Annotated in this window: 21 protein-coding genes; 10 read left to right on the top strand and 11 right to left on the bottom strand. The window is 35.5% G+C overall.

The features are described from left to right. Positions 1 to 56: 56 nt before the first annotated feature. From DVK85_RS07885 to murI, 8 genes are all read left to right on the top strand, one after another. Positions 57 to 716, top strand: coding sequence for a CBS domain-containing protein (locus tag DVK85_RS07885; RefSeq protein WP_114677922.1), 660 nt, complete (start codon positions 57 to 59; stop codon positions 714 to 716). A gap of 9 nt (positions 717 to 725) precedes the next feature. Further along, positions 726 to 1,610: an NAD kinase gene (locus tag DVK85_RS07880; protein WP_114677921.1), complete on the top strand. Its 885-nt coding sequence runs from the start codon at positions 726 to 728 to the stop codon at positions 1,608 to 1,610. Positions 1,611 to 1,765: 155 nt separating this feature from the next. Next, positions 1,766 to 2,443 carry a type IX secretion system protein PorG gene (gene porG, locus DVK85_RS07875; protein ID WP_114677920.1) on the top strand — a complete coding sequence of 226 codons (678 nt, stop codon included), beginning with the start codon at positions 1,766 to 1,768 and terminating at the stop codon, positions 2,441 to 2,443. Between the two features lie 4 nt (positions 2,444 to 2,447). Further along, positions 2,448 to 3,188 (top strand): isoprenyl transferase, encoded by a 741-nt coding sequence (locus DVK85_RS07870; protein ID WP_114679010.1) that lies wholly within the window; start codon positions 2,448 to 2,450, stop codon positions 3,186 to 3,188. Further along, complete coding sequence (locus DVK85_RS07865) at positions 3,121 to 5,838, top strand: BamA/OMP85 family outer membrane protein (RefSeq protein WP_205431381.1); 2,718 nt, start codon at positions 3,121 to 3,123, stop codon at positions 5,836 to 5,838. Before DVK85_RS07870 ends, DVK85_RS07865 begins: the two co-directional genes overlap by 68 nt. Positions 5,839 to 5,880: 42 nt before the next feature. Continuing rightward, positions 5,881 to 6,942 (top strand): OmpH family outer membrane protein, encoded by a 1,062-nt coding sequence (locus tag DVK85_RS07860; RefSeq protein ID WP_114677919.1) that lies wholly within the window; start codon positions 5,881 to 5,883, stop codon positions 6,940 to 6,942. Positions 6,943 to 6,972: 30 nt separating this feature from the next. Next, the gene (locus DVK85_RS07855) at positions 6,973 to 7,482 is read left to right on the top strand and encodes an OmpH family outer membrane protein (protein WP_114677918.1); all 510 of its coding nucleotides are present in this window, start codon (positions 6,973 to 6,975) and stop codon (positions 7,480 to 7,482) included. A 69-nt stretch (positions 7,483 to 7,551) separates the two neighbouring features. Beyond that, a complete protein-coding gene (gene murI, locus DVK85_RS07850; RefSeq protein ID WP_114677917.1) occupies positions 7,552 to 8,334 on the top strand; it encodes a glutamate racemase in 783 nt (260 codons plus the stop codon). 5 nt (positions 8,335 to 8,339) lie between these two features. Here murI and DVK85_RS07845 read toward each other — a convergent pair whose 3' ends face one another. The 3 genes from DVK85_RS07845 to DVK85_RS07835 all read right to left on the bottom strand — a co-directional run bounded on the left by DVK85_RS07845 (position 8,340) and on the right by DVK85_RS07835 (position 15,808). Next, positions 8,340 to 8,849, bottom strand: coding sequence for a gamma carbonic anhydrase family protein (locus DVK85_RS07845; protein ID WP_114677916.1), 510 nt, complete (start codon positions 8,847 to 8,849; stop codon positions 8,340 to 8,342). Between the two features lie 69 nt (positions 8,850 to 8,918). After that, the gene (locus DVK85_RS07840) at positions 8,919 to 9,911 is read right to left on the bottom strand and encodes a PorP/SprF family type IX secretion system membrane protein (protein ID WP_114677915.1); all 993 of its coding nucleotides are present in this window, start codon (positions 9,909 to 9,911) and stop codon (positions 8,919 to 8,921) included. A 242-nt stretch (positions 9,912 to 10,153) separates the two neighbouring features. Next, the gene (locus tag DVK85_RS07835; protein ID WP_114677914.1) at positions 10,154 to 15,808 is read right to left on the bottom strand and encodes a choice-of-anchor L domain-containing protein; all 5,655 of its coding nucleotides are present in this window, start codon (positions 15,806 to 15,808) and stop codon (positions 10,154 to 10,156) included. Between the two features lie 246 nt (positions 15,809 to 16,054). On the opposite strand from DVK85_RS07835, the gene DVK85_RS07830 reads away from it, so the two are divergent. Continuing rightward, the gene (locus DVK85_RS07830) at positions 16,055 to 16,954 is read left to right on the top strand and encodes a NifU family protein (protein WP_114677913.1); all 900 of its coding nucleotides are present in this window, start codon (positions 16,055 to 16,057) and stop codon (positions 16,952 to 16,954) included. Positions 16,955 to 17,005: 51 nt separating this feature from the next. Here the strand turns inward: DVK85_RS07830 and DVK85_RS07825 are convergent, their stop codons facing one another. Genes DVK85_RS07825 through DVK85_RS07810 form a run of 4 tightly spaced genes read right to left on the bottom strand, consistent with a single transcriptional unit; the run spans position 17,006 to position 20,984 of the window. Then, positions 17,006 to 17,938, bottom strand: a complete 933-nt coding sequence (locus DVK85_RS07825) for a pseudouridine synthase (protein WP_114677912.1) — start codon at positions 17,936 to 17,938, stop codon at positions 17,006 to 17,008. A 29-nt stretch (positions 17,939 to 17,967) separates the two neighbouring features. Continuing rightward, positions 17,968 to 18,888, bottom strand: coding sequence for a geranylgeranylglycerol-phosphate geranylgeranyltransferase (locus tag DVK85_RS07820; protein WP_114677911.1), 921 nt, complete (start codon positions 18,886 to 18,888; stop codon positions 17,968 to 17,970). A gap of 22 nt (positions 18,889 to 18,910) precedes the next feature. Continuing rightward, positions 18,911 to 19,849: a mevalonate kinase family protein gene (locus DVK85_RS07815; protein WP_114677910.1), complete on the bottom strand. Its 939-nt coding sequence runs from the start codon at positions 19,847 to 19,849 to the stop codon at positions 18,911 to 18,913. A 49-nt stretch (positions 19,850 to 19,898) separates the two neighbouring features. Then, positions 19,899 to 20,984, bottom strand: coding sequence for a diphosphomevalonate/mevalonate 3,5-bisphosphate decarboxylase family protein (locus DVK85_RS07810; RefSeq protein WP_114677909.1), 1,086 nt, complete (start codon positions 20,982 to 20,984; stop codon positions 19,899 to 19,901). Positions 20,985 to 21,061: 77 nt separating this feature from the next. Here DVK85_RS07810 and DVK85_RS07805 point away from each other — a divergent pair, with 77 nt between their 5' ends. After that, positions 21,062 to 21,538, top strand: a complete 477-nt coding sequence (locus tag DVK85_RS07805) for a TspO/MBR family protein (protein WP_114677908.1) — start codon at positions 21,062 to 21,064, stop codon at positions 21,536 to 21,538. A gap of 260 nt (positions 21,539 to 21,798) precedes the next feature. Here the strand turns inward: DVK85_RS07805 and DVK85_RS07800 are convergent, their stop codons facing one another. From DVK85_RS07800 to DVK85_RS07785, 4 genes are all read right to left on the bottom strand, one after another. Then, positions 21,799 to 22,377 (bottom strand): hypothetical protein, encoded by a 579-nt coding sequence (locus DVK85_RS07800; protein ID WP_127960571.1) that lies wholly within the window; start codon positions 22,375 to 22,377, stop codon positions 21,799 to 21,801. Between the two features lie 69 nt (positions 22,378 to 22,446). Then, entirely contained in the window at positions 22,447 to 23,664 is a 1,218-nt protein-coding gene (locus tag DVK85_RS07795; protein ID WP_114677906.1) for a BaiN/RdsA family NAD(P)/FAD-dependent oxidoreductase, read from the bottom strand. Beyond that, positions 23,661 to 24,347, bottom strand: coding sequence for a glycerophosphodiester phosphodiesterase (locus DVK85_RS07790; RefSeq protein WP_240339610.1), 687 nt, complete (start codon positions 24,345 to 24,347; stop codon positions 23,661 to 23,663). Before DVK85_RS07790 ends, DVK85_RS07795 begins: the two co-directional genes overlap by 4 nt. 90 nt (positions 24,348 to 24,437) lie before the next feature. Continuing rightward, the gene (locus tag DVK85_RS07785) at positions 24,438 to 25,577 is read right to left on the bottom strand and encodes a T9SS type A sorting domain-containing protein (protein WP_114677905.1); all 1,140 of its coding nucleotides are present in this window, start codon (positions 25,575 to 25,577) and stop codon (positions 24,438 to 24,440) included. Positions 25,578 to 25,647 lie beyond the last annotated feature (70 nt).

The following is a 25,647-nucleotide window of genomic DNA, read 5'->3' as shown; positions in this document are numbered from 1 at the left end:
AAAGGCAGAATATCCTTATTTTTTGATTATTTTGCATAAATAAAATCATTGCCTGCATGATTGATATTACAGATTTTATCAATAACGACATAAAACCTTTGCGCACAAACGATACTATCGCTACTGCGCAAGATTTATTTGCCGAGTATCCATTTTCGCATTTTCCTGTCATAGAGAATAATGTATACATAGGCGCTGCTAATGCAGAGGATACCGAGCTAATGGATATTGAGAAAAAAATAGATGAAAATCGTTTTTCTTTCGGTCGCTTTTTTGTTAGAGACACCACCATTTGGCTCGATGTGCTAGAGGCTTTCGCTAAAAACGAAACCAACATTATGCCTATACTAGATAACAACAATACTTATTTAGGCTATTATGAAATAGGCGACATAATACGTTTCTTTCACGAAACGCCTTTTCTAAAAGAAAATGGTGGCATATTGGTAGTAGAAAAAAACATGCTAGAATATAGCATGAGCGAAGCTGCACAAATTGTAGAAAGCAACAATGGCAAATTACTAGGACTTTTTATCTCTGAAGCTAATCTTGAAAAAGTACAAATAACGCTAAAAATAAACATGGGAGGTCTTAGCGAAATTATACAAACCTTCAGGAGGTATAATTATGAAATTATATCTGAACATCAGGAAGACACCTACCTGAACACATTAAAAGATCGAAGCGACTATTTGGACAAATACCTGAATATTTAATTATCATATATGAAAATTGCTGTTTACGGACAATATTATAAAGATAATACCGAAGATATTATAATAAAGGTGCTAGAGGTTTTAAATAACCACAATGCAGAAATTGCCTTTGAAACTAATTTCTACAATGTACTTATAGAAAACAACTTTCTAAACATTACCTATCCTACTTTTGCATCTCATAAAGAACTAGAATCTGGTTTTGATATGTTTATAAGTATTGGTGGCGATGGCACTATGCTAAGAGCAGCTACCTTTGTGAGAGACAAAAACATACCTATACTGGGTATTAATGCAGGGAGACTCGGTTTTCTTGCCACCGTACAACAAGAAGATATAGAAAAACTACTACCGCTTATTTTTACAAAAGAGTATAAAATATCGTCAAGAACATTACTCTCACTAAATTATGAAGGGAAAGATAAAGAATTAGAAGATCTTGATTATGCCCTTAATGAAGTTACCGTTAGCCGTAAAGATACTACCTCTATGATAACCATAGAAACCCGACTTAATGGTGACTACTTAAACTCCTATTGGGCAGACGGACTTATAATATCTACCCCCACAGGCTCTACAGGCTACTCACTTAGTTGTGGCGGACCAATACTTACACCAGATGTAAATAGCTTAGTAGTTACCCCTATTGCACCCCACAACCTTAATGCGCGTCCGCTTGTAATACCCGACGACACCGATATAGAATTAATAGTCTCTAGCCGAGAAGAACAACATTTAGTATCGCTCGATTCTAGAATAATAGCTATAGATGTAGAAACCAAACTTTGCATCAAAAAAACAGATTTTAAAATTCATTTGGTAGAATTTCCGCAAGAAAAATTCCTCGATACGCTTCGCAAAAAACTTTTATGGGGCGAAGACAAAAGAAATTAAACCAAGATTTTTGCCCTATATATATACTACACCGCCTCTTCTTTCGTTTTCAAGACTGTATTATTTTGCTAAAATATCTATATATGAACGTAAAATGATTAATGTAAGGGATTTTAGAAATCTATATTGTTATATTTGCACCCAATTTTGAACGAATGAACCGGATTTTTTTTGTAATAGTATTAATCTTGATGAGCGTAAAAACGAAAGCTCAAATACACGAGTTTGGTGTATTTGTTGGCGGCAGTAATTACATTGGCGATGTTGGTCCTACAGACTATATTGCTCCAAGTGATGCGGCATTAGGTTTAATGTACAAATGGAACCGAAGCCCAAGACACTCATGGAGAATATCTTATACCTATGGTAAAATAAGCTCTAACGACATCGATTCCGATGTGTCTGGACGAAAACAAAGAGGCTATGAGTTTGAGAATAGTGTAAAAGAATTATCTTTAGGGCTTGAATTTAATTTTTTTGATTTTAACCTGCATGAGCCAGATTTAAAGATGACACCATATGTGTATAGTGGTTTAAGCTATTTCAGGTATGAAGAAAAACGTATAGAAAACGGAAGAGTTTATACCGGAGATGGTGCTGGTGGTATAGCCATACCCATGGTTGTAGGTATTAAAACTAACGTTATTGAAAATTTTATAATAGGATTTGAAGTGGGCGCACGATATACATTTACCGACAATCTAGACGGAAGTAACCATCCAGATTATGAAGAACTTAGTTTCGGTAATCTCGAAAGTAACGACTGGTATGTTTTTACGGGCTTTACACTAACCTATACCTTTGGTAACAAACCTTGCTACTGCGCTAACTAATTTTATGAATCAACCTACAACAATAAATACTGATAAGCTACCAAAGCACCTTGCCATAATTATGGATGGTAATGGGCGATGGGCTAAACAAAAAGGTATGCTTCGTGCTTTTGGGCACGAAAACGGAACTAAAGCCGTTAGAGAAACGGTAGAGGTATGTGCAAAACTAGGTATAGAGAACCTTACACTATATGCTTTCTCTACAGAGAACTGGAATAGACCAAAGCTTGAGGTTGACACGCTTATGAAACTATTGGTAAGCTCATTAAAAAAAGAGCTCTCTACGTTACAAGAAAATAGCATAAAACTAAACACAATAGGTAATACACAACAACTACCCGAATCAGCAAGGAAACAACTTACTGATGTTATGGAACTTACCAAAGACAATAGCAGAATGACACTTACGCTTGCCCTGAGCTACGGCTCTCGAGAAGAAATAGTATCTGCTGTAAAAGCAATAGGCGAAAAAATAAAAACCAATAACCTCGAAATATCAGACATAAGTGAATCTACCATAAACGAGCATTTATACACCAACAACCTGCCAGATGTGGATCTTGTAATAAGAACCAGTGGCGAGCAACGCATTAGTAACTTCTTGCTATGGCAAGTAGCCTATGCAGAGTTTTATTTTACAGACATTTTATGGCCCGATTTTAGGGAAAAAGATTTACATGAAGCAATTATCAGTTATCAAAAAAGAGAACGCAGATTTGGAAAAACCAGTGAACAAATTAAATAAGTCAATGTTTCAAAAGAGCATCCTATTACTTTTTGGCTTTTTATTACTTGCAACAGGCAATATTGCCTTTGCTCAGGAAACTAATGGGCTTGAGCCTGGCAAAGAATATATACTTGCCGATATTACCGTTTCCGGAAAAATAAGTTATAACGAGAATACAGTATTAACCTTTACGGGTCTTGAAAAAGGACAAACAATACACGTTCCTGGCGAAGAGATAAGTGCTGCTATTAAAAAACTATGGCAGTTAAAGCTTTTTAGCGATATTAACTTCTATGCTAATAAAATAGAAGGCGATAGCCTATACTTAGAACTAAGTATAAACGAGCTACCTAAACTTAGTGACGTAAAAATACAAGGTGTAAGAAAAGGAAAGCGCGAATCGCTACTTAAAGACACACAGCTTACTAAAGGTAAAATTGTTAACGAGAACCTTGTTACCAATACTAAAAACTATATAGAGAATAAGTTTAAAAAAGATGGTTTTTACAGAACCAAAGTGGCTATAAATGTTATACCAGACAGTACTAATACTGTAAAAATGGTAGTAAATATAGACAAGGGTAAAAAAGTAAGAATCTCTGATATTAATATAAGCGGAAACGAGCAATTATCTGACCGTAAGATTAAAAAAGCAATGAAGAAAACCAAAGAAAAAGGTTTTCCTAATCCATTGCGTTTATTCTCACCTTCTAAGTTTACCAACGAAAGGTATAAAGAAGATCTTGCTAACGTAATTGAAAAATATAAAGAAAAAGGATATCGCGATGCTCGTATAACCGCAGACACGGTAGTATATAACCCTAAAAACAATAGGGTTGCCATAGACCTTACTATGGAAGAAGGAAATAAATATTACTTTGGTAATATTAAATTCTTAGGTAACTCGGTTTATACCAACCAACAATTAAACCGAATATTAGGTATTAACAAAGGAGATGTATACAATAGTGTACTACTACAAGAAAGAATAGCTAACCCTAATAAGCCTGATGGCGAAGACATTACCAACCTATACCAAAATAATGGTTACCTTTTCTCTAACATAAATGCAGTAGAAGTAAAAACCTACAACGATACCATTGACTTTGAGATAAGAATAACCGAAGGTCCTATAGCTTACTTTAACAACATTACTGTTGTAGGTAATGATAAAACTAACGACCGCGTTATTTATCGAGAACTTACAACAAGACCAGGGCAAAAATGGAATAAAGAAGAGGTAGTAAATACTATAAGAGGGCTTGGTACGCTAGGCTTCTTTGATGCCGAAACTATTCGTCCAGACGTTAAAAACCCAGACCCTGCTAGTGGTACTGTAGATGTAGAATGGCATGTAACAGAGAAAGGTTCGAGCCAAATAGAACTACAAGGTGGTTATGGCGGCGGTGGCTTTATTGGTACACTAGGACTATCGTTTAATAACTTCTCTATAAGAAACATCTTTAATAAAGAAGCTTATAAACCTATACCTATGGGCGATGGGCAAAAGCTATCGCTAAGAGCACAGGGTAGTACTTATTTCCAAACCTATAGTTTCTCTTTTACAGAACCATGGCTTGGCGGAAAAAAACCAATACAGTTATTCAGCTCACTATCTCACAGTAAACAATACCTATACAATTTCCAAACGAGAGATGTAAACAGGTCACAAAGTTTTACCATATCATCTATTACTATGGGGCTTGCAAAAAGGCTTGGTGGTATAAGCGATAGGGTTACGCTTTCGCACTCATTAACATTCCAGTATTACAATCTTAATAATTATAACACTGGGTTATTTACCTTTGGTAATGGATCTTCTCGAAACCTTGCCTATACTATAGAACTTAGTAGAGATAATAGAGGTAACAGCCTTATATACCCTACTTATGGATCATTATTTAGCGTAAGTTTTAGAACAACATTACCATACTCTTTCTTTAACGGTATAGACTATGGCGACCTTGGAAACCAAGAAGCATACAAATCAAAAAACAACGGAGACCCATATCAAATAGAAGCGGCAGATGGTAGTATAGTACAAGTACCTAGTGGAGCATACCTTGATGAAGACGGTTATCCTGTAGGCTCTTACCAAGATGCAGCGGCAGACCCTGCAAAAGTTGACCAAAAGAAATTTAACTGGTTAGAATACTACAAAGTTAAATTTAAGGCAGACTGGTACACGCGTCTATATGATAAATTAGTGTTCCGTTCTCTAGCAGAATTTGGTTTCATGGGTGCTTACAATTCAGATCGTGGTTTAGTACCATTCGAAAGATTCTTCTTAGGAGGTGACGGTCTTGCTAACTATGCACTTGATGGTAGAGAGGTAATTCAGTTAAGAGGTTACCCTAACCAAGCATTATCATCTAATAGTGGTGGTACAGTATATAATAAGTTTTCGTTAGAATTGCGCTACCCAATAACATTAAAGCCACAAGCTTCGATATATGTTCTTACATTTGCAGAAGCAGGAGCATCTTATGATGAATTTGCAGAGTACAACCCGTTTGCACTTAAACGTTCGGCAGGTTTTGGTCTAAGAGTGTTTATGCCTGCATTTGGATTATTAGGTATTGACTTTGGTCATGGTTTCGACCCATTACCAGGTAGTACTCAAAAGAACGGTTGGGAAACCCACTTTATCATTGGGCAACAATTTTAAAAAACTGGCATGATATTTTCTAATACGTAATTGTTACAAGTTATGAAAAAGATATTTTTAGTATTATTTACAATTTTTGCAACAGCAACAGCAACAGCCCAAAGAGGGGTGAAAATTGCCTACATTGACATGGAGTATATTCTGGACAAAGTATCAGATTATGCCGAGGCAAAAAATCAGCTAGAGCAAAAAGCACAAAAATGGAAGCAAGAAATTGAAGTCAAAAGAAATGACATCAATAAACTAAAAGAAGGATTAAAAACTGAAAGAGCATTGCTTACAAAAGAGCTTATTGAAGAGCGCGAAGAAGAAATTGCTTTTCAGGAAAAAGAACTACTAGATTATCAGCTAAAAAGATTTGGCCCTACAGGCGATCTTATCAGCCAAAAATCAGTTCTAGTAAAACCAATACAAGATCAAGTTTTTACCATAATTCAGGATTTAGCCGAGGCTAGAAACTATGATTTTGTTTTTGACAAGTCGTCAGATCTTACTATGCTTTTCGCTGCAAATAGACACGATATAAGCGACCTTATAGTTCGTAGGCTTACTAGAGCTGCAAAACAAAGCCAGCTTACTAGTAAAGAACTTAAAAAACTAGAATCAGAAGAAGCTCAAGAAGATTTAGAAGCTGATCCTGAATACCAAGCAAGACAAAAAAAGCTAGAAGATAGAAAAGCCGAAAGACAACGTATTATAGATGAGCGTAAAGCAGCACAGGAGGCTAAACGAAAAGAATATCAAGAAAGACGTGAAAAGCTGCTACAAGAAAGAGAAGCTAAAAAAAATGAACGAAACGGTGTTAAAACCACAGATACAGAAGATAAAGGCGATGTAAACTCTACCGATGATCCTGCTCCTACAGAGGGAGATGATGCACCACAACCTAAGAGCAATACTACCGAAAATAACGATAAGCAAACTGCTGCCGAAGCAGCACGCGAAGCAAGAGAAAAGAAACTGGAAGATAGAAGAAAAGCTGCTGAAGAGCGAAGAGCAAAAATATTAGCCGACAGAGAAGCTGCTAAAAAAGCACGAGACGAAGAAAGAAATAAGAATAACACACCTGAAACAACCGATACAGAAACAACTGACGAAGAGTAAAAACAAAAATTAATATAAATACCTTAAATGATGAAACAATTAAAATCTTTATTAATCGCTACAATACTTTTTATTGGAACAAGCCAAGCCGTTTCTGCACAAGCTAAAGTAGCACATATCAATGTAACGGAGTTAATGGGCGCTATGCCAGAAATGAAAGCTGCTAATACTCAGCTTGAAAATTATGGTAAAACGTTTGATAACGAGTATAGAATTATGGTAGAAGAGTACCAAACTAAAATAAAAAAATACGACCAAGAAGCTGCTACTGTTAGCGATGCTATAAACGAAACTCGCTCGCAAGAGGTACAAGAAATGGGTAATAGAATACAACAGTATCAACAAACAGCTTCTAAAGATATGCAGAAGAAACAAGAAGATATACTAAAACCTATTCTTGAAAAAGCAAAAGCTGCTATACAAAAAGTTGCTAAAGCAAAAGGGTACCAATATGTGCTTGACTCTACTGTAGGTAGTGGCGTTCTTGTAGCAGACGGACCAGACCTTCTTGCTGATGTTAAAAAAGAACTTGGTTTCTAAAAAAAGATTAAAACATCATATATAACTAACGGCTCTATAACAGAGCCGTTTTTTTATTATTTTTGCTATATGAATAACAGCATGAAACCTATTGGTCTATTCGACTCGGGCATAGGAGGCACATCTATCTGGAAAGAGATACACAGCCTTTTACCTGATGAGAACACCATATACCTTGCTGATAGTAAAAATGCTCCCTATGGGCAAAAAAGTAAAGATGAGATAATAGACCTTAGTATTAAAAACACTGAGTATCTATTAAATCAAAATTGTAAACTTATTGTAATAGCCTGCAATACTGCAACAACCAATGCCATAAAAGAATTAAGAGAAAAATATGATGTCCCTTTTATAGGTATAGAACCAGCAATTAAGCCCGCTGCATTACAAACAAGAACTCGAACTATAGGAATACTTGCCACCAAGGGTACGCTTAACAGTGTGCTTTTTCATAAAACAGTAGCAGCATTTAAAAACCTTACTGTTATAGAACAAGTAGGACATGGCTTGGTGCAGCTTATAGAAGAGGGCAAAATTGGAGGTAATGAAATAGATGAGTTACTACAACTATATCTCAACCCTATGCTAAAAGCCGATATAGACTGCCTAGTGCTTGGTTGCAGCCACTACCCTTACCTTGTTCCACAAATAAAAAAAATACTCCCTAAAAGCGTTAAAATAATAGATTCGGGACTCGCTGTTGCAAAACAAACAAAAACAGTATTAGAAAAATATGAATTGCTAAATACAGGAATACAAAAAAGCAATCAAGTTTTTTACACCAATGCTAATCCCGAGGTTTTAACAACAATAGTTAGTAAAGAATATATCGTACTGAAAAAGGATTTTTAGGCGTTTTACTTAAACCAAGAAGAATACATCACATAATTACCCGAAATACGTTCTATTTCACCTGCAAAATCTGAAGTATTAATATCTTTCACCTTTTTTGCCGGTACACCAGCATAGATAGAACCAGATGCTACAACAGTATTTTGAGTAACAACTGCACCAGCAGCAATTATCGAATTGCTTTCTATAACGCAGTTATCCATAACAATAGCTCCCATACCTATTAATACATTATCTTTTACTGTACACCCGTGCACAATAGCATTATGCCCAATAGATACATTATTACCAATAACAGTTGGATGTTTCTTATAAGTACAATGTATAACAGCACCATCTTGTATGTTTACCTTGTTACCTATATGTATATAATTTACATCGCCACGTAAAACAGCATTAAACCATATACTACACTCTTCGCCCAAAATAACATCGCCAACTATAGTTGCATTTTCTGCAACAAAGCAATCTTTGGGTATTTGCGGATGCTTTCCATTAACTTCTTTTATAACCATAATCTAAAATATAAAAAAAGTCCCGATAGGCTATATCGGGACTGAACTAATAATAATATTACTTTATAATTAATTAACTGCAGGACAGTTACAATCATATTTCTCTCTCTTACAGAATAAATTAACACCTAATGTTAACTGGTGAAAACCACTATTGTCAAATTTAACATCTCCTGTTAAATAAGAGTAAGTATAAGAAATCATGAAGTTGTTATAATTTATGCCTATTATAGGTGTAAAATATTGTAAGTTTTGATCAGCAGCTCCTCCATTACTATCAACATATTGAGCACCATCTAAACTTCTTCTATAAGATAAACCTCCCCATACTCTACCAGAGTCTATCTCCTTATAAAGTTTAAGATTTATATCTATCGTTTTTTCTTTTGTTTCATCTACAGCTTGAAACATTATAGACGGTTCCCATTGCAATGCATCTTGAAAACCAAATACATACCCCATACTAAAGATATACTTCTTAAGGTTATCGCTTTCAATATCAGTATATAAGTCTCTTTTACTTGCAATAGCATTCTTAACCGTAAAATGAGTATAAAAATCTAGATAATGATAAGATGCACCTATATCAATATTAAAGTAAGAATCTTTCTGCTTCATTCCTCCTTCAACAATTGGATCAAAATCTTCAAATTCTGTTTCATCAAGACGGCTCTGTACCAATCCTGCACTCATACCAAAAGATAATTGATTAAGATCATAATCACTTCTTGAAAAACGAATATGGTGAGCATAAGTTAACTTTGCTCCTGTTTGTGAATGATAACCATTTTTATCATTAAAAGCTATAATACCAATACCAGATTGTGGACCCACACTACCATTAAAACTTAATGTTTGTAATTGAGGCGCATCATCCTGCCCAAACCATTGTTGGCGAGCTGTAAGTCGTATTTTAGCACAATTTGCCGCCCCTGCCATTGAAGGGTGTAATAAATAATAGTTGTCTGATAAATAATCGGAATAAACAGCTATACCCTCTTGCGAAAAAGACAGCTGTGCTATTAACAATCCAAAAATTAAATAAAATTTTTTAAAATTCATGTTGACCTTATCGTTTAATGAAAAATGCGCTTTCCTTATATATTGTACTACTTCTATCTGCTACAAACAACATTATTCCTATATCTTTCTAATATCATAACTTACAGGAGGTAATATTTATTGCTACAATTTTTTACATAGCGGTCAAATATATAAATTTTTGCGTTAGGTTGGTAATTTAAAACTAATAATATTAAAAAATGCCGCCAATAATGACAGCATTTTATATTTAAAGCCATTGATTATCTCTTAAGCGCAAAGTGAGCTTTAAACTCTCTAGTTACCATTCGTGTCACTTCACCTGTAACAGGCTCGTCAGCTTGGCTGGTGTAATATACTGCTGTTACATCGGGATCGTTGAAGGTTACTTCTGAATCGCGGGTGGTTAAATCAAAGGTTTCTACGCCTTCAGGATTGTTGTAGTCACATTGGGCATAGTCCGAGAGGATTGGAGTGGTAGGTTCTGGGTATATTGTTACTGTAAAACTACCCTCGCCAGTACAATTGTTAGGCGTACCTGATTCAGCATATACATAAATAGTTTGTGTAGTAGTAATTAGGTCTCCTTCACTTAGCATAGTACCTGTACCTCCCATACCTGTAAAGTAATTACCTAGGGGTAATACTGGAAGAATATAATCATCTGCTGCACAAGCAGAAGCATCTGCTGGAACTTGTACTACAGGTGTTGGTGTTATTGTAATATCAAAAGAAGTAACACCATAACAGTCTGTATTTTCGTTATTTGTAAGACGTACATAAATTGTTGTTGTTCCTACAGTAGCAAGATATGTCTCAGGATCAGTAATTTCTCCTACATTATCCTCTGCATCTTCGAGTGTTAAGTAATAAGTAACTTCATAATCATTAGGATTTAAACCATTTAGAACAGTACCATCCATACTGGTTAAATCAAATAACTCATCACCACTATTATCTGTATCACAAAGTTGGATATCTTCTGGTACAACAGGAATTGGCGCAGGATTTACGATAAGGTCTAATGCAATATATGTTATACAAGTTTCATCTGGAGCATCTTCTTCTACTACTCTAAAGTAAACTGTTTGGTTTTGAGTTTCATCTGTATCATATATAGGATATGTAAGCGGATCAATATTTGCTTCTGCATTTGCTTGTGTTCCGTGCATTGAAATTAACAAATCAAGATCTGGCGACCCATTTACTATTTGATTTACTTGATCTGTAAGATCAAATGTAGCCACATCATCAGGATCTTCTAATTCGCAAATTGAAACAGGGTCAGAAGAAAAATCTATTGAAGTAGGCATAAACGATACTATAATATCAAAAGGCGTTATAGCAAATGCATTAGGATCATTATTATCCTGAACTCTTACATATAATGTTTTTGTATTATCCGTAAAATCAATAGGTGTAGTAGTATAATTTGAAGGATCGGCAATAAACTCACCTCCATCTTCTGCTCCTGTAAGCGTTTCATGATAACTAACAGTATATTCGGCAGGGTCTAACAATGTGCTTAAAATATTACTATTAGCTGCTACAAGGTCAAAAATTTCCTGAGAATCATGTGGCGCCGCTTTACATAGGTATATATCTTCTGGTTGCGTAAGCACATAAAGCTCAAAAGAGGTAATTGTTACACAGTAACTTGCATCATTATTTATTGTAGCATATATGGTTTGACCATCTTCGCCTTCGTATGCATATGGTGGCCATATTGCTATAGCCTCATCTGTACCTAACCCATCAGGAGAATCAAAATAATTCATATAGTAAAACTCAGAGTTTGGAACTCCACTAAGTACTAACTCATCGTTCTCTGTAAGATCAAACAGTATAGGATCTGTACCATTAGTAAAGAAAAGTAAATCAGCAGGCTCATTATATTCTACCTCAGGTATTACTTCTACTATTATAGTATCAGTAAGTTGACAATCAGGGTCTGAAATAAAAGAAGCCAATACTGTATATTCTCCAGGCTCTGTAACTGTAATAGAAGTTTCTGTTACAGGCATTCCGTCATCGCCTAGGATAGTCTCTCCTTCATACTCCCATTGGTATACAAAGTTTGGATTTTCTGCATCAACACTTAACTCATATTCTTCGCCCTCGCAAAGTGCTGTTCCAGCCACTAGTGTTAAATTATCAGGTAATTCTGGTTGCCCAATATCGAAACTACCTGCAGCAAGGAATACAGCAGAGTCAAAAGCGGTATCATTATAATCGCCTATTGCCAGTTTTATTTTATAACTATGTCCTGCAATTACATCTGATGAAGCTGTCATTACAATTGTTTGCCCCAACATATTAATAGCTGAATTCGCAGGACTTGGAGGATTGTACTGACCAAAGTAAGTTACGTTTGCCGAAGTACATCCTGCATTATATAATGAATTTCTAATATTAGTTACCGATACTGGTATAGTAGTACCTGGTATAACAGCAAGATTAACGTTAGTAACACTACCATCAGTTAAATCGGTAAGTAAAAACGCAAATACATCACTAAAGCCACACTGATATGTACCGTATTCATTAGATGCAAAAAGGAAATCGAAACTCATTGTATCAGTAAGCGGTACAAAATCAAACTGTATATAGGTTACATCGTTAATACTACCAAAGTTACCATTAGCTTGACTTACTGCTAAAAGTTCAGCATCTCCCGTGCCTGATGCTACAGATGATGTAGTAGGGTTATTGTATTGTCCCTCACTAAGCTCTGCATTACCACAACGTAAAATAATACCACTCTGTATTGGGAAATTAGAGTTATTTCCTTCAAAATAACCTATACCAAAATTACCATTAAGGTTTCCTGCTGACCAGCTAATGTTAGAAACATTTACACAATCTGCATCTATAAGTATATCTTCTACAAGTTCTGGTACTGTATAAGCAAATTTATCTACGGTAACAAAGTCTTCTGCACGCTCATCAGTATCTACACATGTAGGACAACCTGGCTCAGGATCTGGAGTATCACTATTAACTGTTACTGTATTTACTAAATTAAGACTTTCTTCATAATCATCTGGCACAGCAATAGTAACCACATATTCTAATGATCCGCCTGCCGGAAGTACTGGTACAGATGTAAGAACTTCACCTTCTCCGCTGGTACCCTCTCCTTGCCAAACTAACACGTCTATATCATAAGGTGCTGGGTCATATACTACAACATTATATGCATCACTAGGACCTGGATTAGTTACTGTAATTGTATATGTCACATTTTGTCCCGCAACATATGTATCTTGATTATCTGTCTTTAATGTAACAATATTTGCCTGTGGGTTTGGTGTGGCTGTATGTACACAGTCAGGACAATCTGGTGTAGGGTCAGTCGTGTCACTAGTTACTGTAACCTCATTAGTAATATCTGTAGCTTGATCAAAATCACTTGGCACAGGTATAGTAAACTGATAAGTTACTGTAGTATTAGGCGACATTGTTGCTATAACGTCATTAAGATCTCCAGTACCACTTGTTCCGTTACCATACCATACTGCATCTGTAGCTGTAAGACCAGCAGGAACTATATCTTGAACAGTAACATTTGTTGCTGCTCCTGGTCCTTGGTTTGTAACTGTTATAGTATATACAGCATTTGTACCAGCTGTATAAGTAGTACCTGAAGCTAGTGTTTTTGTAATTAAAAGATCGGCATTTATATTTGTACTATAATCTGTATCAATACATTCATCGCAAGTAGTATCAGGATCAGTAGTATCTGATGTTACTGTTGTCTCGCTACTTAAAGCATCAGTATAACCTACAGGAACATCAAGATTTATAGTATATGTAACTGTTTCGCCAACTGCAAGCACAGGAATAGTATCATCTAAAGCGGTATCTGTTCCCGATGAGCCGTTGCTACCTGTCCATGAAAAAGATGATATTCCTACAGGAATAGCATTTTGCACTACTACGTTATGAGCTTCGGTAGGACCATTATTAGTTACTGTAACCGTATAGATAGATGTTGCACCTTCGGTATAAACATCTTGATTGTTTGTATTAACTACAACAATATCAGCCAACAGCTCTTGGGTGTCAATATCTATACAGTCTGTACAAGAAGTATCAGGGTCATTATCACTTGTTACTGTAGCTTCGGTAACGAGGTCGCCACTAAAACTTTCAGGCACAACAAGAGTAATTGAATAAATGATACTTTCGCCTGCATTAAGTGTAGGGACGTTTAAGTCAAGAGGTACATTATCTCCGTCAGGACCATTACTTGCTATCCATGAATATTCTGTTATGCCATTTGGTATATCATATACTACATTAATATCTTGTGCTGTAGCAGGACCATCATTAGTCACTGTCATTATATATATCACTTCTGTCCCTGCTGTGTATGTTGTTTGGCTATCTGTATTTGTAACAACCAAATCAGCCTCTGTACCTGGACTGAAATCTACATCGCTATATTGATTATTGTATGGGTTAGTATCAGCAGTATCACTACTTACAGATGATTGTACCGTTATTGACGGATTGAAAAAAGGAGTAGGAACACCAAGTGTTATAGTATAAACCACACTTTCGTTTACTGCCATGGTAGCAATAAGATCTTGTAAATCTACATCTGTTCCCGATGAACCGTTATCTCCTACCCATGAAAATGCCACTATGCCCGAAGGGATAGCAACATCTACTGTAACATTATCTGCCACAGCAGGACCATTATTAGTAACTGTAACGGTATATATAGTATTAGAACCTTCAACATACGTTCCTTGTCCGTTAGTAACTATTGTTTCAATATCTGAACTAGTAGCAGATGTATCTATATCTACACATTGCGAACATGAAGGGTCAGGATCTGTACTTCCTGTTGTTACAACAGCTTCGCTAACAAGATCGCCAGGGAAATTTGCTGCTACATCAAAGCTAATAGTATAAGTAACTGTTTCGTTTACACCTAATGTATTGATAACATCAGATAAATCAGATGTACCAGATGTACCGTTATCTCCACTCCATGAATAGGATGAGATAAATCCTGCCGGTACAATGTTATTTACGATTATATTATTCGCCACTTGCGGTCCTACATTGGTTACTGTAAGCGTATAAACCGACTGTGCGCCGGGTGCATAATATTGTTGATTGTTTGTATGTACTACCACTACATTTGCTACTGGTGGTGAATCTACATCTGAACAAGGTGCACAAGATGGAGTTGCATCTATAAAAGAGCCTGTAACGTTTAACTCGTTTGTAAGATCTCCTGTATAAGAAACAGGAACATCAAGCGTTATTGTATAGGTTACTACTTGACCTATAGGTAAATTTTGTATTGTATCAGAAAGATCCACATCTGTACCTGATGTACTATTACTACCTGTCCAAGAAAAAGACGTTATTCCGGCAGGAATAGCATTAAAGACATTTATAGTAGACGCTACCTCGGGACCATTATTTACTACAGATACTGTATAAACAAGTTGCTCTCCAGGCGTATAGTTTTCCTGATTATCAGAGTACATTACCTCAATATCCGATTGGGTATCGTATGTAACCTCTACTTCAGGAAGTGTATTATTATTACCAAAACTACCTGGTATTTTTATATTTATAGTGTATGTAACCGTTTCATTGACACCCAATAAAGGAATAGTATTATTTAAGGCAATGTTGGTACCAGCAGTACCATTACCTTCCCACCAAAAACGATTAATACCCGGTGTGATAACTATACCTGTAGGTATATCATAAGATACATTTACGTTTTGCGCTGGGTCAGGACCATTATTGGTTACCATCACAGAGAACGTAAGGGTTTGCCCCGCAGTATACTCATAGTCTGGGTTAGTATTAAAAACAACAATATCAGATTGTGCATGCAACCCTATTGTTCCTAAGACTAATAGTAGAGTTAGTAGTAATTTTTTCATATAGCGAATTTTTAACGTACAAATGTTTAATACAGTAATAATTTTTTCTTAAATAAAAGTTATTTATATAAAACTTCAAATATAAATATTCAGTAACACTTTAGCTGCTAATTTCATAAAAATCACAAATTCTTTCATTTTTTTTAAAAATAACAACCTTATTACATTTAATAACAAGTGAATATTCAATATCCCTACCTTCTAATTCATTTTTTTTTAGCTTAATTTTGTGGAAAATTAAAAATCATGGAAAAAATAAACATAAAACCTACGCAAAATGCTGATATCATGAAATTTGAGTTCAGTAATTTTATTGCAAAGGGAAATAACTTTGAGTATAAAAATATAGACGAAACAGCTAACTCTCCCTTAGCAAAACAATTATTCTATTTGCCTTTCGTAAAATCGGTATATATATCGGGCAACTTTATAGGTATCGAAAAATACTCTATTGTAGAGTGGGGAGATGTACAAGAAGATGTTGCCCAACAAATAGAAGACTTTGTGAATAACGGAGGTATTATAATTACAGAAGACACTGCGGCTAAGAAAAAACTACCTGTTACTATTTATGTAGAAAGCACTCCTAACCCTGCGGTAATGAAATTTGTTTACAACAAACTACTTACCAAAGTACCTGCAGAGTTTAAAAACATAGACGAGACAGCAGCATCGCCACTAGCTCGCGAGCTATTTAAATTACCTTTTGTAAAGGAAGTGTTTTTTGATGAAAACTATATTTCTATTACTAAATATGACGTTGCTGAATGGGAAGAGATAACTGCTGAAACGCGTTCGTTTATAAAAACATTTATTGAAGAAGGTAACGTGGCAATAGATGAATCGCTTATACAAAAAACGCCTGAAGCTGAAAAACAAGAGGAAGCTTATTTTGATGCGCTCGATGTAACATCGCAACGTATTATAAACATACTAGAAGAATATGTAAAACCAGCCGTAGCTGGCGATGGTGGTAATATTGCTTTTGACTCTTATGATGAGAAAGAAAAACGTGTAAAAGTAATACTGCAAGGTGCTTGTAGCGGATGTCCTTCATCTACCTTTACCCTAAAAAGTGGTATAGAAAATATGCTAAAGGATATGCTTAATGACAATGACATTCAGGTAGAAGCACTAAATGCTTAATTTAAAAAGTTTAGTTCACAAAAAATCCCGCCTTATAGCGGGATTTTTTATTTATACATTCTTTAGGTTTATAACCTCTTGTTCTGTTAGAAAACGCCAGTTGCCTCGCGGTAAGTTTTTCTTAGTAAGCCCTGCATAAGAAACCCTATCTACTCTTAGCACATCATACTTAAAACTTTCAAAAATAGCTCTAACTACCCTTACATTTTGGGTACGTAGTTTTATACCTATTTCATTTTTCGATTCGTTCTCAATATAACTTACCTCATCTATAAAAAGCTTATGACCATCTAGAGTCACACCTTGACTCATTTTCTCCATATCATCATACTTAAAATTCTTATCCAATGAAACTTGGTATATTTTAAATGATTTTTGATTAGGTAATGAAAACTTACGAAGCATATCAGAATCGTTAGTAAATATCAAAAGTCCTGTTGTGTTTTTATCCATCCTACCAATAGGCTGCAACTTTGCTTTGGTAGCATTTCTTACAAGCTCCATTACATTACGCATATCCCTATCTTCATCTCCCGAAGTACTAAAGTTCTTTGGTTTATTTAGTAGTAAATACTCTTTCTTTTCGGGCATAATTGTTGTCCCGTCAAACTCTACTTTATCAGTAAGTTTTACCCTGTGTCCCATCTCGGTTATCACCTGCCCGTTTACCTTTACATTGCCCGATTGTATGTAAATATCGGCATCTCTTCGTGAACACATCCCCGAATTAGAAATATATTTATTAAGCCTTAATTCATCTGGGTTAGAAGCAGTTTTAGGCGCAGAAGGAGTTTCTTTTTTAACAAAAGGCTTTCTACCCTGTAACGGTTTGCTACCGCCAGTTGTTTTCTTTACAAACCCTCCAGGTTTATCTCCCGATGGCTTGCGTGTGCTATTACTTCCAGAACCTGTAGGTCTTCCGGGTTTCTTTCTATCATTACCTCCTCTGCCTGAGGTATTTCCTCTACTGCTATTGTTACTCATTTCCTATTATAATTTTTGCAAAGATAGTATTAAATAACCGATAATAGTTTCCTGCCATGCACTAATACTGAAGGTTCTATGAGTATAATAGAAAATACTCCTGCCACAATGAGCAATTTCAGTATATTATGCAGTTGCAAATATTGTTTTTGGGTTTCGGCTTTCCATAATTGGAATAAAAAATAAATTATAACAATCATACCTGCATAAAAGTAAATATCCATGTAGCCTACACTATATACATCTATAAGTAAGTATACAGGTATAATGGTAAGAAATGTTAGTAATGTAATAATTTGTTTAGATACTTTCTCTCCAAACATTACAGGTATAGTACGATAATTATTAGCCAAGTCACCTGTAAGGTTTTCAAGGTCTTTAATCAGTTCACGGGTAAGTATAAGCAGGTATAAAAAGGTAGCATGAGCAAAAATAACTTCATAGAAATTTTTGAAATACATTAATATTCCAAAAAAAGGTAATACTGCAAGAAATGCAGCGGTAAGATTGCCTATAACAGGATATTTCTTGAGTTTATGCGAGTAAAACCATATCAGGAAAATGTATGTTGAAAAAAATAGCACGGCTCGCCACGAAATTAAAAAAGCAAGTAACGTTACTATAAAATTAAGCACAAAATAAACCTGTAGTTTTGTTTTTTGACTTACCAATCTATCTAACATCGATTTTTTAGGACGATTGATAAGATCTTTTTGTGCATCGTAAAAATTATTGATGATATAACCCGAAGCTATAGTAAGTGATGATGCCAGTACTATAATAAATAAGTTAGGGTCGAGTATAACATCTAATGCTCTACTATCTTTATCTAATATAAATATAGCAGAGAGGTATTGTGCTAAAGCAATAACAGGAATATTGTAACCCCTCACTACAGAAAATAAACTAAGGGTTTTCATCAGGACTAATCGTGTTTTCCTTGATGCCATAAAAGAAACAAATTAAAATTTATTAAAACTGGTAAACTACTTCCAGCTTATGGTCTTTTAATGCTTCTTTTGCTTTTTGTATATCTTGGGTAAAACCTAGTATGTAACCACCACCACCAGAACCGCAAAGTTTCAGGTAATAATCGTTAGTCTCTATACCTTTTTGCCATAGTTCATGAAACTGCTCAGGTATCATTGGCTTAAAGTTGTTAAGTACAACTTTAGATAATTTTTTAGTATTAGCAAACAACGATTTAAAATCGCCATGTAAAAAATCATCTACGCAAGCATCAGTATATTTTACAAACTGTTTTTTAAGCATATCGCGAAAACCTTTCTCTTTAAGGCTTTCCATAAATATAGAAACCATAGGAGCAGTTTCGCCTACAATACCAGAGTCTAGTAAAAACACCGCACCCTTACCATCGGTTATTTGGCTTGGTATGCCAGTAGCCTCTATATTATCTTTCGAGTTTATTAGAATAGGAATACTCAAGTAACTATTTAGTGGATCTAGCCCTGAACTTTTACCATGAAAAAATGACTCCATTTGAGCAAATATTATTTTCAGTGCTAGCAGTTTCTCACGGGTAAGATTTTCAAGAACCGTTATTTTATTTTTAGCATAACGATCGTATATAGCCGCAACAAGCGCACCACTACTACCCACACCATATCCTTGTGGAATGGTAGAGTCAAAATACATCCCATCAGCTATATGCCGATTAAGAGTATCAAGGTCAAATGTTACTAATTGAGGATCTTCATTTTGCAATGCTTCAAGATGATCTGCAAAACGTTTTAAATTGGCGTTTGATTTTACTGCTTCGTCAGATGTATTATCATCTCTCTTAAGCGCACCATTATAAAAATTATACGGTATAGACAATCCTTTGGAATCCTTAATAATTCCGTACTCTCCGAAGAGTAGTATTTTTGAGTAAAACAAAGGTCCTTTCATCGAGGATAATTTTTATTAAAGATAATCAAAAAACGGTTACTACTAAAATTTAATATTTTACCGCACCTGTGCCAACTATATCACAAAGGTACTGACTGTTTTGACAGAATGCAACTAATTCATTCTTAATAAATTCTAAAACTTTCACACTATTACTTTCAGGATAAAGCACATGTACATTAGCACCAGCATCGAGTGTAAAACAAACAGGAATACCTGTAGCGGCTCTAAATGCCCATATCTTGTTTATAATTTCGAGCGTATTAGGCTTCATTAGTATAAAATAAGGCATCGATGTCATCATCATAGCGTGCAGGGTTAGTGCCTCACTTTCTACTACTTCTATAAAGGTTGCTACATCTCCACTAACTAATGCTTCTTTTATTTTAGACAGATTATCGTGTGCTTGTGCAAAACGCTGCTGTGCAAACGGATGCCCATGCATAAGGTCATGCCCTACTGTACTAGAAACTTGCTTTTCGCCTTTATCAACTAACAAAATAGTATCTTGATAATTTTTAAAATTTTCATGAACTATATACGGAAAAGTAACCCCATATAAGTTTGAACTTTCTGAGAAATCGTTATGCTCACCCCAAACTACCACATTACCCTTTACACTTCGGCAAGCACTACCGCTACCCAACCGTGCTAAGAAAGATGCTTTTTTATAAAAACAATCATCTGTCATATCAGGATTAAGCAAGTGCTCTAAGCTCATAAAGTTCATAGCCAACGCTGCCATCCCTGAAGCAGATGAGGCTATCCCCGAACTGTGCGGAAATGTATTTTGGGTATCTATCGTAAAATGATAGTCTTTAAGAAAAGGTAAATAGATGGCTACACGTTGTAAAAACTTTTCAATTTTAGGTCGGAAGCTTTCTTTAGGCTGCCCTTCAAAAAGTAAATCGAAAGAAAAGTCTTCATTATTATTGCTTTTCTTTTCAAAAGTAAGCTTTGTTATAGTCTTACAATTATTCAGCGTAAAGCTAATAGAGGGGTTTGCAGGGATTTGGTTTTCCTTTTTTCCCCAGTATTTTACTAATGCAATATTACTAGGTGCACTCCACTCAAAACTCCCCTTATTGGCAGTATTAGTATAATCTTTAGGGATAAAATCCTTTTCAGAAAGCATATCTTAAAATTTATGCAAATATAGTTTTTTGTAGGTACATAAAGATTTAGTTTACTAATTTTGGTAAAAAGTAAGTCATGCATCGAATACTGAAAATAGTTATCATGGTGGTTACCTGTGTTGCGGTAGGCTACCTATCGGGCGAAGTAACCCGCGAAAGCGTAGCAACATGGTACCCTACCCTAAAAAAACCATCGTTTAACCCACCTAACTGGATATTTGCTCCTGTTTGGGGTGTACTTTATGTTATGATAGGGGTTGCAGCAGGGTTAGTATGGACAAAAATTGATGACCAAAAAGAAGTAGTCAAAAAAGGACTCTCTTTCTTTGCCATACAACTCGGGCTAAATGCTTTATGGTCTTACCTGTTTTTCGGGTTACACAATCCGCTAATAGCTCTTATCGAGATAGCATTACTTTGGTTAATGATATACGAAACATTTATACAATTTAATAAAGTAAATAAAACAGCAGGTTACCTGTTTATTCCTTATTTACTTTGGGTGTCATTTGCAATGGTTCTTAATGCCTCTATATGGTGGTTAAACAGATAGAAGATATATTTTTACTTTTTATACAACACCCCTTTAATTTTTAAAGCAACACCTCTACAGTCATTGCACAACCAATAAATTAGTAGTAAAATTAAATTTTTCATAAAGTAATTTTTTATTTCTCATAATACGTGTTATAATTATAAAACAGTTTAGCTAATGTTTTATTTTATTATTACCGCTATTTTTTACATTCATAATGTATTACAAATAAAAAAGCCTCAAAATGAGGCTTTCTAAACATAAAACCCAACAAACAATTAATTTTTTAATATTATATACCAATCCCACTCAGCTGGATTACCAACACCTACACCTGGGGTGTATAAAAACAAGTTTACTTTAGCATTAGGGTTATTAATACGGTATTCTTGTACAAGTTGTAAATTATCAATAGCATCCCAAATAGCATTATAATCTATTGTCTCAGGATAGTAACCAAATTCACTATATTCTACCAACTCAAATTCATCCATATTTGGCATAGGTGTTGGCTCTGTTACTGTGGTAAAAGATGCAGAAACATTAAGCTCTTCAGGGTACGTCATCTCACCTAGTCCTGCCCATACAATAGTTCCCGAAAAAATAGTAGCATTAGCTTCCTCATACTTAAGTGTAATGTCACCAAAGTCTCCTGGTTCATTGTAGACAGAGCTAATAGTAAAACCTTCGACATCATTAAAAGTCAACTCTTTACCCCCTTCAAAGGTATTTGTTTGTAAGTCTACTTTGAGTAGTAAAACATTATTCTCTGATGGGTATTGCAAAGCATTCCCAGAGTCGTCAGAGCATGCCATAATAGATAATGACAAGCCTAGTAATAAAATTAAATTTTTCATAACGCGTTTTTTGATTTGTTTATACACTATAGATACATCCAAATCAAAATAGTTGCGTCAAAAATTAAATTATCTATTACTTATAGCTTCTGCTGCAATAAAACCTCCTGTCCATGCATTTTGAAAATTAAAACCTCCGGTGATGGCATCAATATTAAGTATTTCACCCGCAAAATATAACTTCTCGACTATTTTGCTTTCCATCGTTTTAAAGTTAACTTCTTTAAGCTCTACACCTCCTGCGGTAACAAATTCTTCTTTAAAAGTACTTTTACCGTTAACCTGAAATTCTCCAGCCACTAGCTGACTAGCAAGTTCATTAAGTTGTTTACCCGAGAGGTCTGCCCATCGTGTTACATCGTCAATACCCGAAGCTGTAGCAAGGCTTTCCCACAGTCGGTTAGGGAAATCAAAAGGCGATTTCTTTGCAACTAGTTTTTTAGCTTGCTCTTGCTTTAATGCTTTTAGTGTATCAAGGCACTCCTCATGGGTAACATCGTCTAGCCAATTAACTTGTAGTATAAACTGATAGTTTTTTGCTGCTAGTTCGCGTGCTCCCCATGCCGAAAGACGCAGGATACCAGGACCACTCATTCCCCAATGGGTTATTAATAAAGGCCCTGAAGCTTCGAGCTTACTCCCTCTTACCTTAACGGATGCTAGAGCAGCAACTCCCATTAGGTTTTTTATTCTATTGTCTTTTATATTAAATGTAAATAACGATGGAACAGGCGGCACTATGGTATGCCCATATTCTTCTAGCATCTGCCACATTTTAGGATTACTGCCCGTAGTCATTACAAGAGTTTCGCACAAATAAGTATCGCTTTGGGTATCTATTTTCCAATGATTTTCTGCCTTGAATATCGATTGTATGCTTTGCCCTGTTATAACCTGTATTCCAAGTTTTTTTACGGCATCTTGAAAGCAGTCTATAATAGTTTGCGAACTGTCTGTAACAGGAAACATCCTTCCATCTTCTTCTATTTTTAATGCTACACCATGTCGCTCGAACCACTCGATAGTATCGCCACTACAAAAACGATTAAAAGGTCCCCGAAGCTCTTTTTCGCCACGAGGATAAAACTTCACTAAATCATTAGGTATAAAACAAGCGTGTGTAACATTACAACGCCCACCTCCCGAAATACGCACCTTACTAAGCACTTCTTTACCGCGCTCCAATATGGCAATTTTCACATTAGGGTTAGCTTCAGCAATATTAATGGCTATAAAAAAACCTGCTGCCCCTCCACCTGCAATTATTATATCAAAACTCTTACTCATAAACGTTCGGGATAATCAGATATAATACCATCTACTCCATACTTCTTTAGCCGTGCTATATCTTCTAGCTCGTTTACCGTCCAAGTATAAATTTTAAAACCTGCCTCACGAGCACGTTCTACATTGGTTTCTGTAAGCAACGAATAATGCGGATGTATCGCTTTTGCCGAAAACTCTACTGCCCAGTCCCAAGCCTGTGCTACACTTGCTTGTGTTAACACACCAAGATGCACATTAGGGTTTAACTCACTCATTTGTTTCAACTCTTCGTACTGAAAGCTAGAAACTATAAAATCCTCATAACTATACCCTTTCTCTTCCACATATTTCCTCAATAATTCAGCAAGAGGTTTTGCCGTATAGCGACCTTTCATTTCTATATTAATAAAACATTTGCTGTGTAAAAGCTGTAACACCTCATCTAGCGTAGTTATACTATGATCTTCTTCCACTTTTAGTGCTTTGAGTTCTGCTAGCGATAGTTTATGCACTTCTCCTGTACCATTAGTAGTCCTATCTACAGTAAAATCATGAAAAACAACCAGTTCGCCTGTAGCACATACGTGCACGTCGAATTCAATAGCATTTACACCCAAATCGAGTGCTTTTTCAAATGATGCTAGTGTATTCTCGGATACATGTCCTTTTGCTCCTCTATGCCCTATTTTTAGCATTGCTGCCATAATAAAAAGTTTTGGGTAAAGATAGTCTTAAAAACCAAAAAAGCACAAACCTTACAGTTTGTGCTTTTAGGAAACAAATATTATTTTTATTTATTTTTTCACTACTTTAATGGTTTGAACAGAAGTTCCTGAATAAATTCTTGCAAAGTAAATACCTGCTACAAAAGCATCAGTATTAACTATTGCTTGAGATGCTGCAAAAGTATTTGTATAAACTACTTTACCTGTAACATCTATAACCTCTGCTTTATCTATAATAAGACTACCTGCATCAAAGTTCCAAACCGTACTTGACGGATTAGGGTAAACATTCACATCATTACTCGAAAAGCTTGCTGTACTAGCAGTAGTAGAAGCAAAATTATAAGCGCCTGTAGTTCTATTAAAAGTCACATCATACGTGCCAGCAGCAATAGGAATATTTGGCGAATCTCCCTCTGTAGAGCCAATACCTGAAGGGAAATCTGTACTACCCCAACCTGGATTCCAATCATTGTTCAATCTGAATTTACCTTCACCCCCAGCAGATGTAAGCATGTAAGTATAGTTTACACCATCTGTAGTAGCCATCTCAGTATCTGTAGTCCAGTCTACAACACCATCACCTATCATACTGATAATAACAAAGTCAAAACTGTAGGCTTTAGTATCAAGATTAAAAGAAATATTATAACTGTTAGCTAAAACAGGTATTTGTTCATTTTCTACTGCTGTACCTGTAGGGAAATCACTGCTTCCCCATGTAGTAGTATCATCAACAGAAAAAGCAATATCACCAGCTTCCAGCATTACGTTATTGGCAGTATAAGTAACACCATCTGTAGTAAACATAGGGACATCCATAGCATCTATCACAAGGTTAACTTCACTAAGCCCAGTAGCTACAAAGCTATACTCTAAAGTTTCCAAATTAAAGGTAACATTATAAGTACCATCGACAGCAGGAATATTAGATCCATTTAATGTTGCAGTACCAGCTGGGAAACTACTGCCACCCCAATTTACTGGCCAGTCATCATCTTTCCTAAACTTAACTCCAGGATCAACTTCAGGAACTGTAATAACCACATCATTTAAGGTGTAAATAATACCATCGGTAGTCATCATGTCGGTGTCCGAGTCCCACCCCGTAACGGTAGAACCTCCCAATAACCCAATGTTGTCAAACTGCGCAAACGTTATAGTCGTAGAGGCGCACATTGCTACTAAAAAAAATAATTTTTTCATCATAATAAAAATTTTGGTTAATTAATAAAGTTTAAAAAAAAGTAAAAAACACCCCCTGCACTTAGGCGCAGGG

Source organism: Flavobacterium arcticum (assembly GCF_003344925.1).
In the GTDB taxonomy this organism is placed as follows: Bacteria; Bacteroidota; Bacteroidia; order Flavobacteriales; family Flavobacteriaceae; genus Flavobacterium; species Flavobacterium arcticum.
Note: the sequence above shows the minus strand (reverse complement) of the source record. Positions and strands in the feature narration are given on the sequence as shown.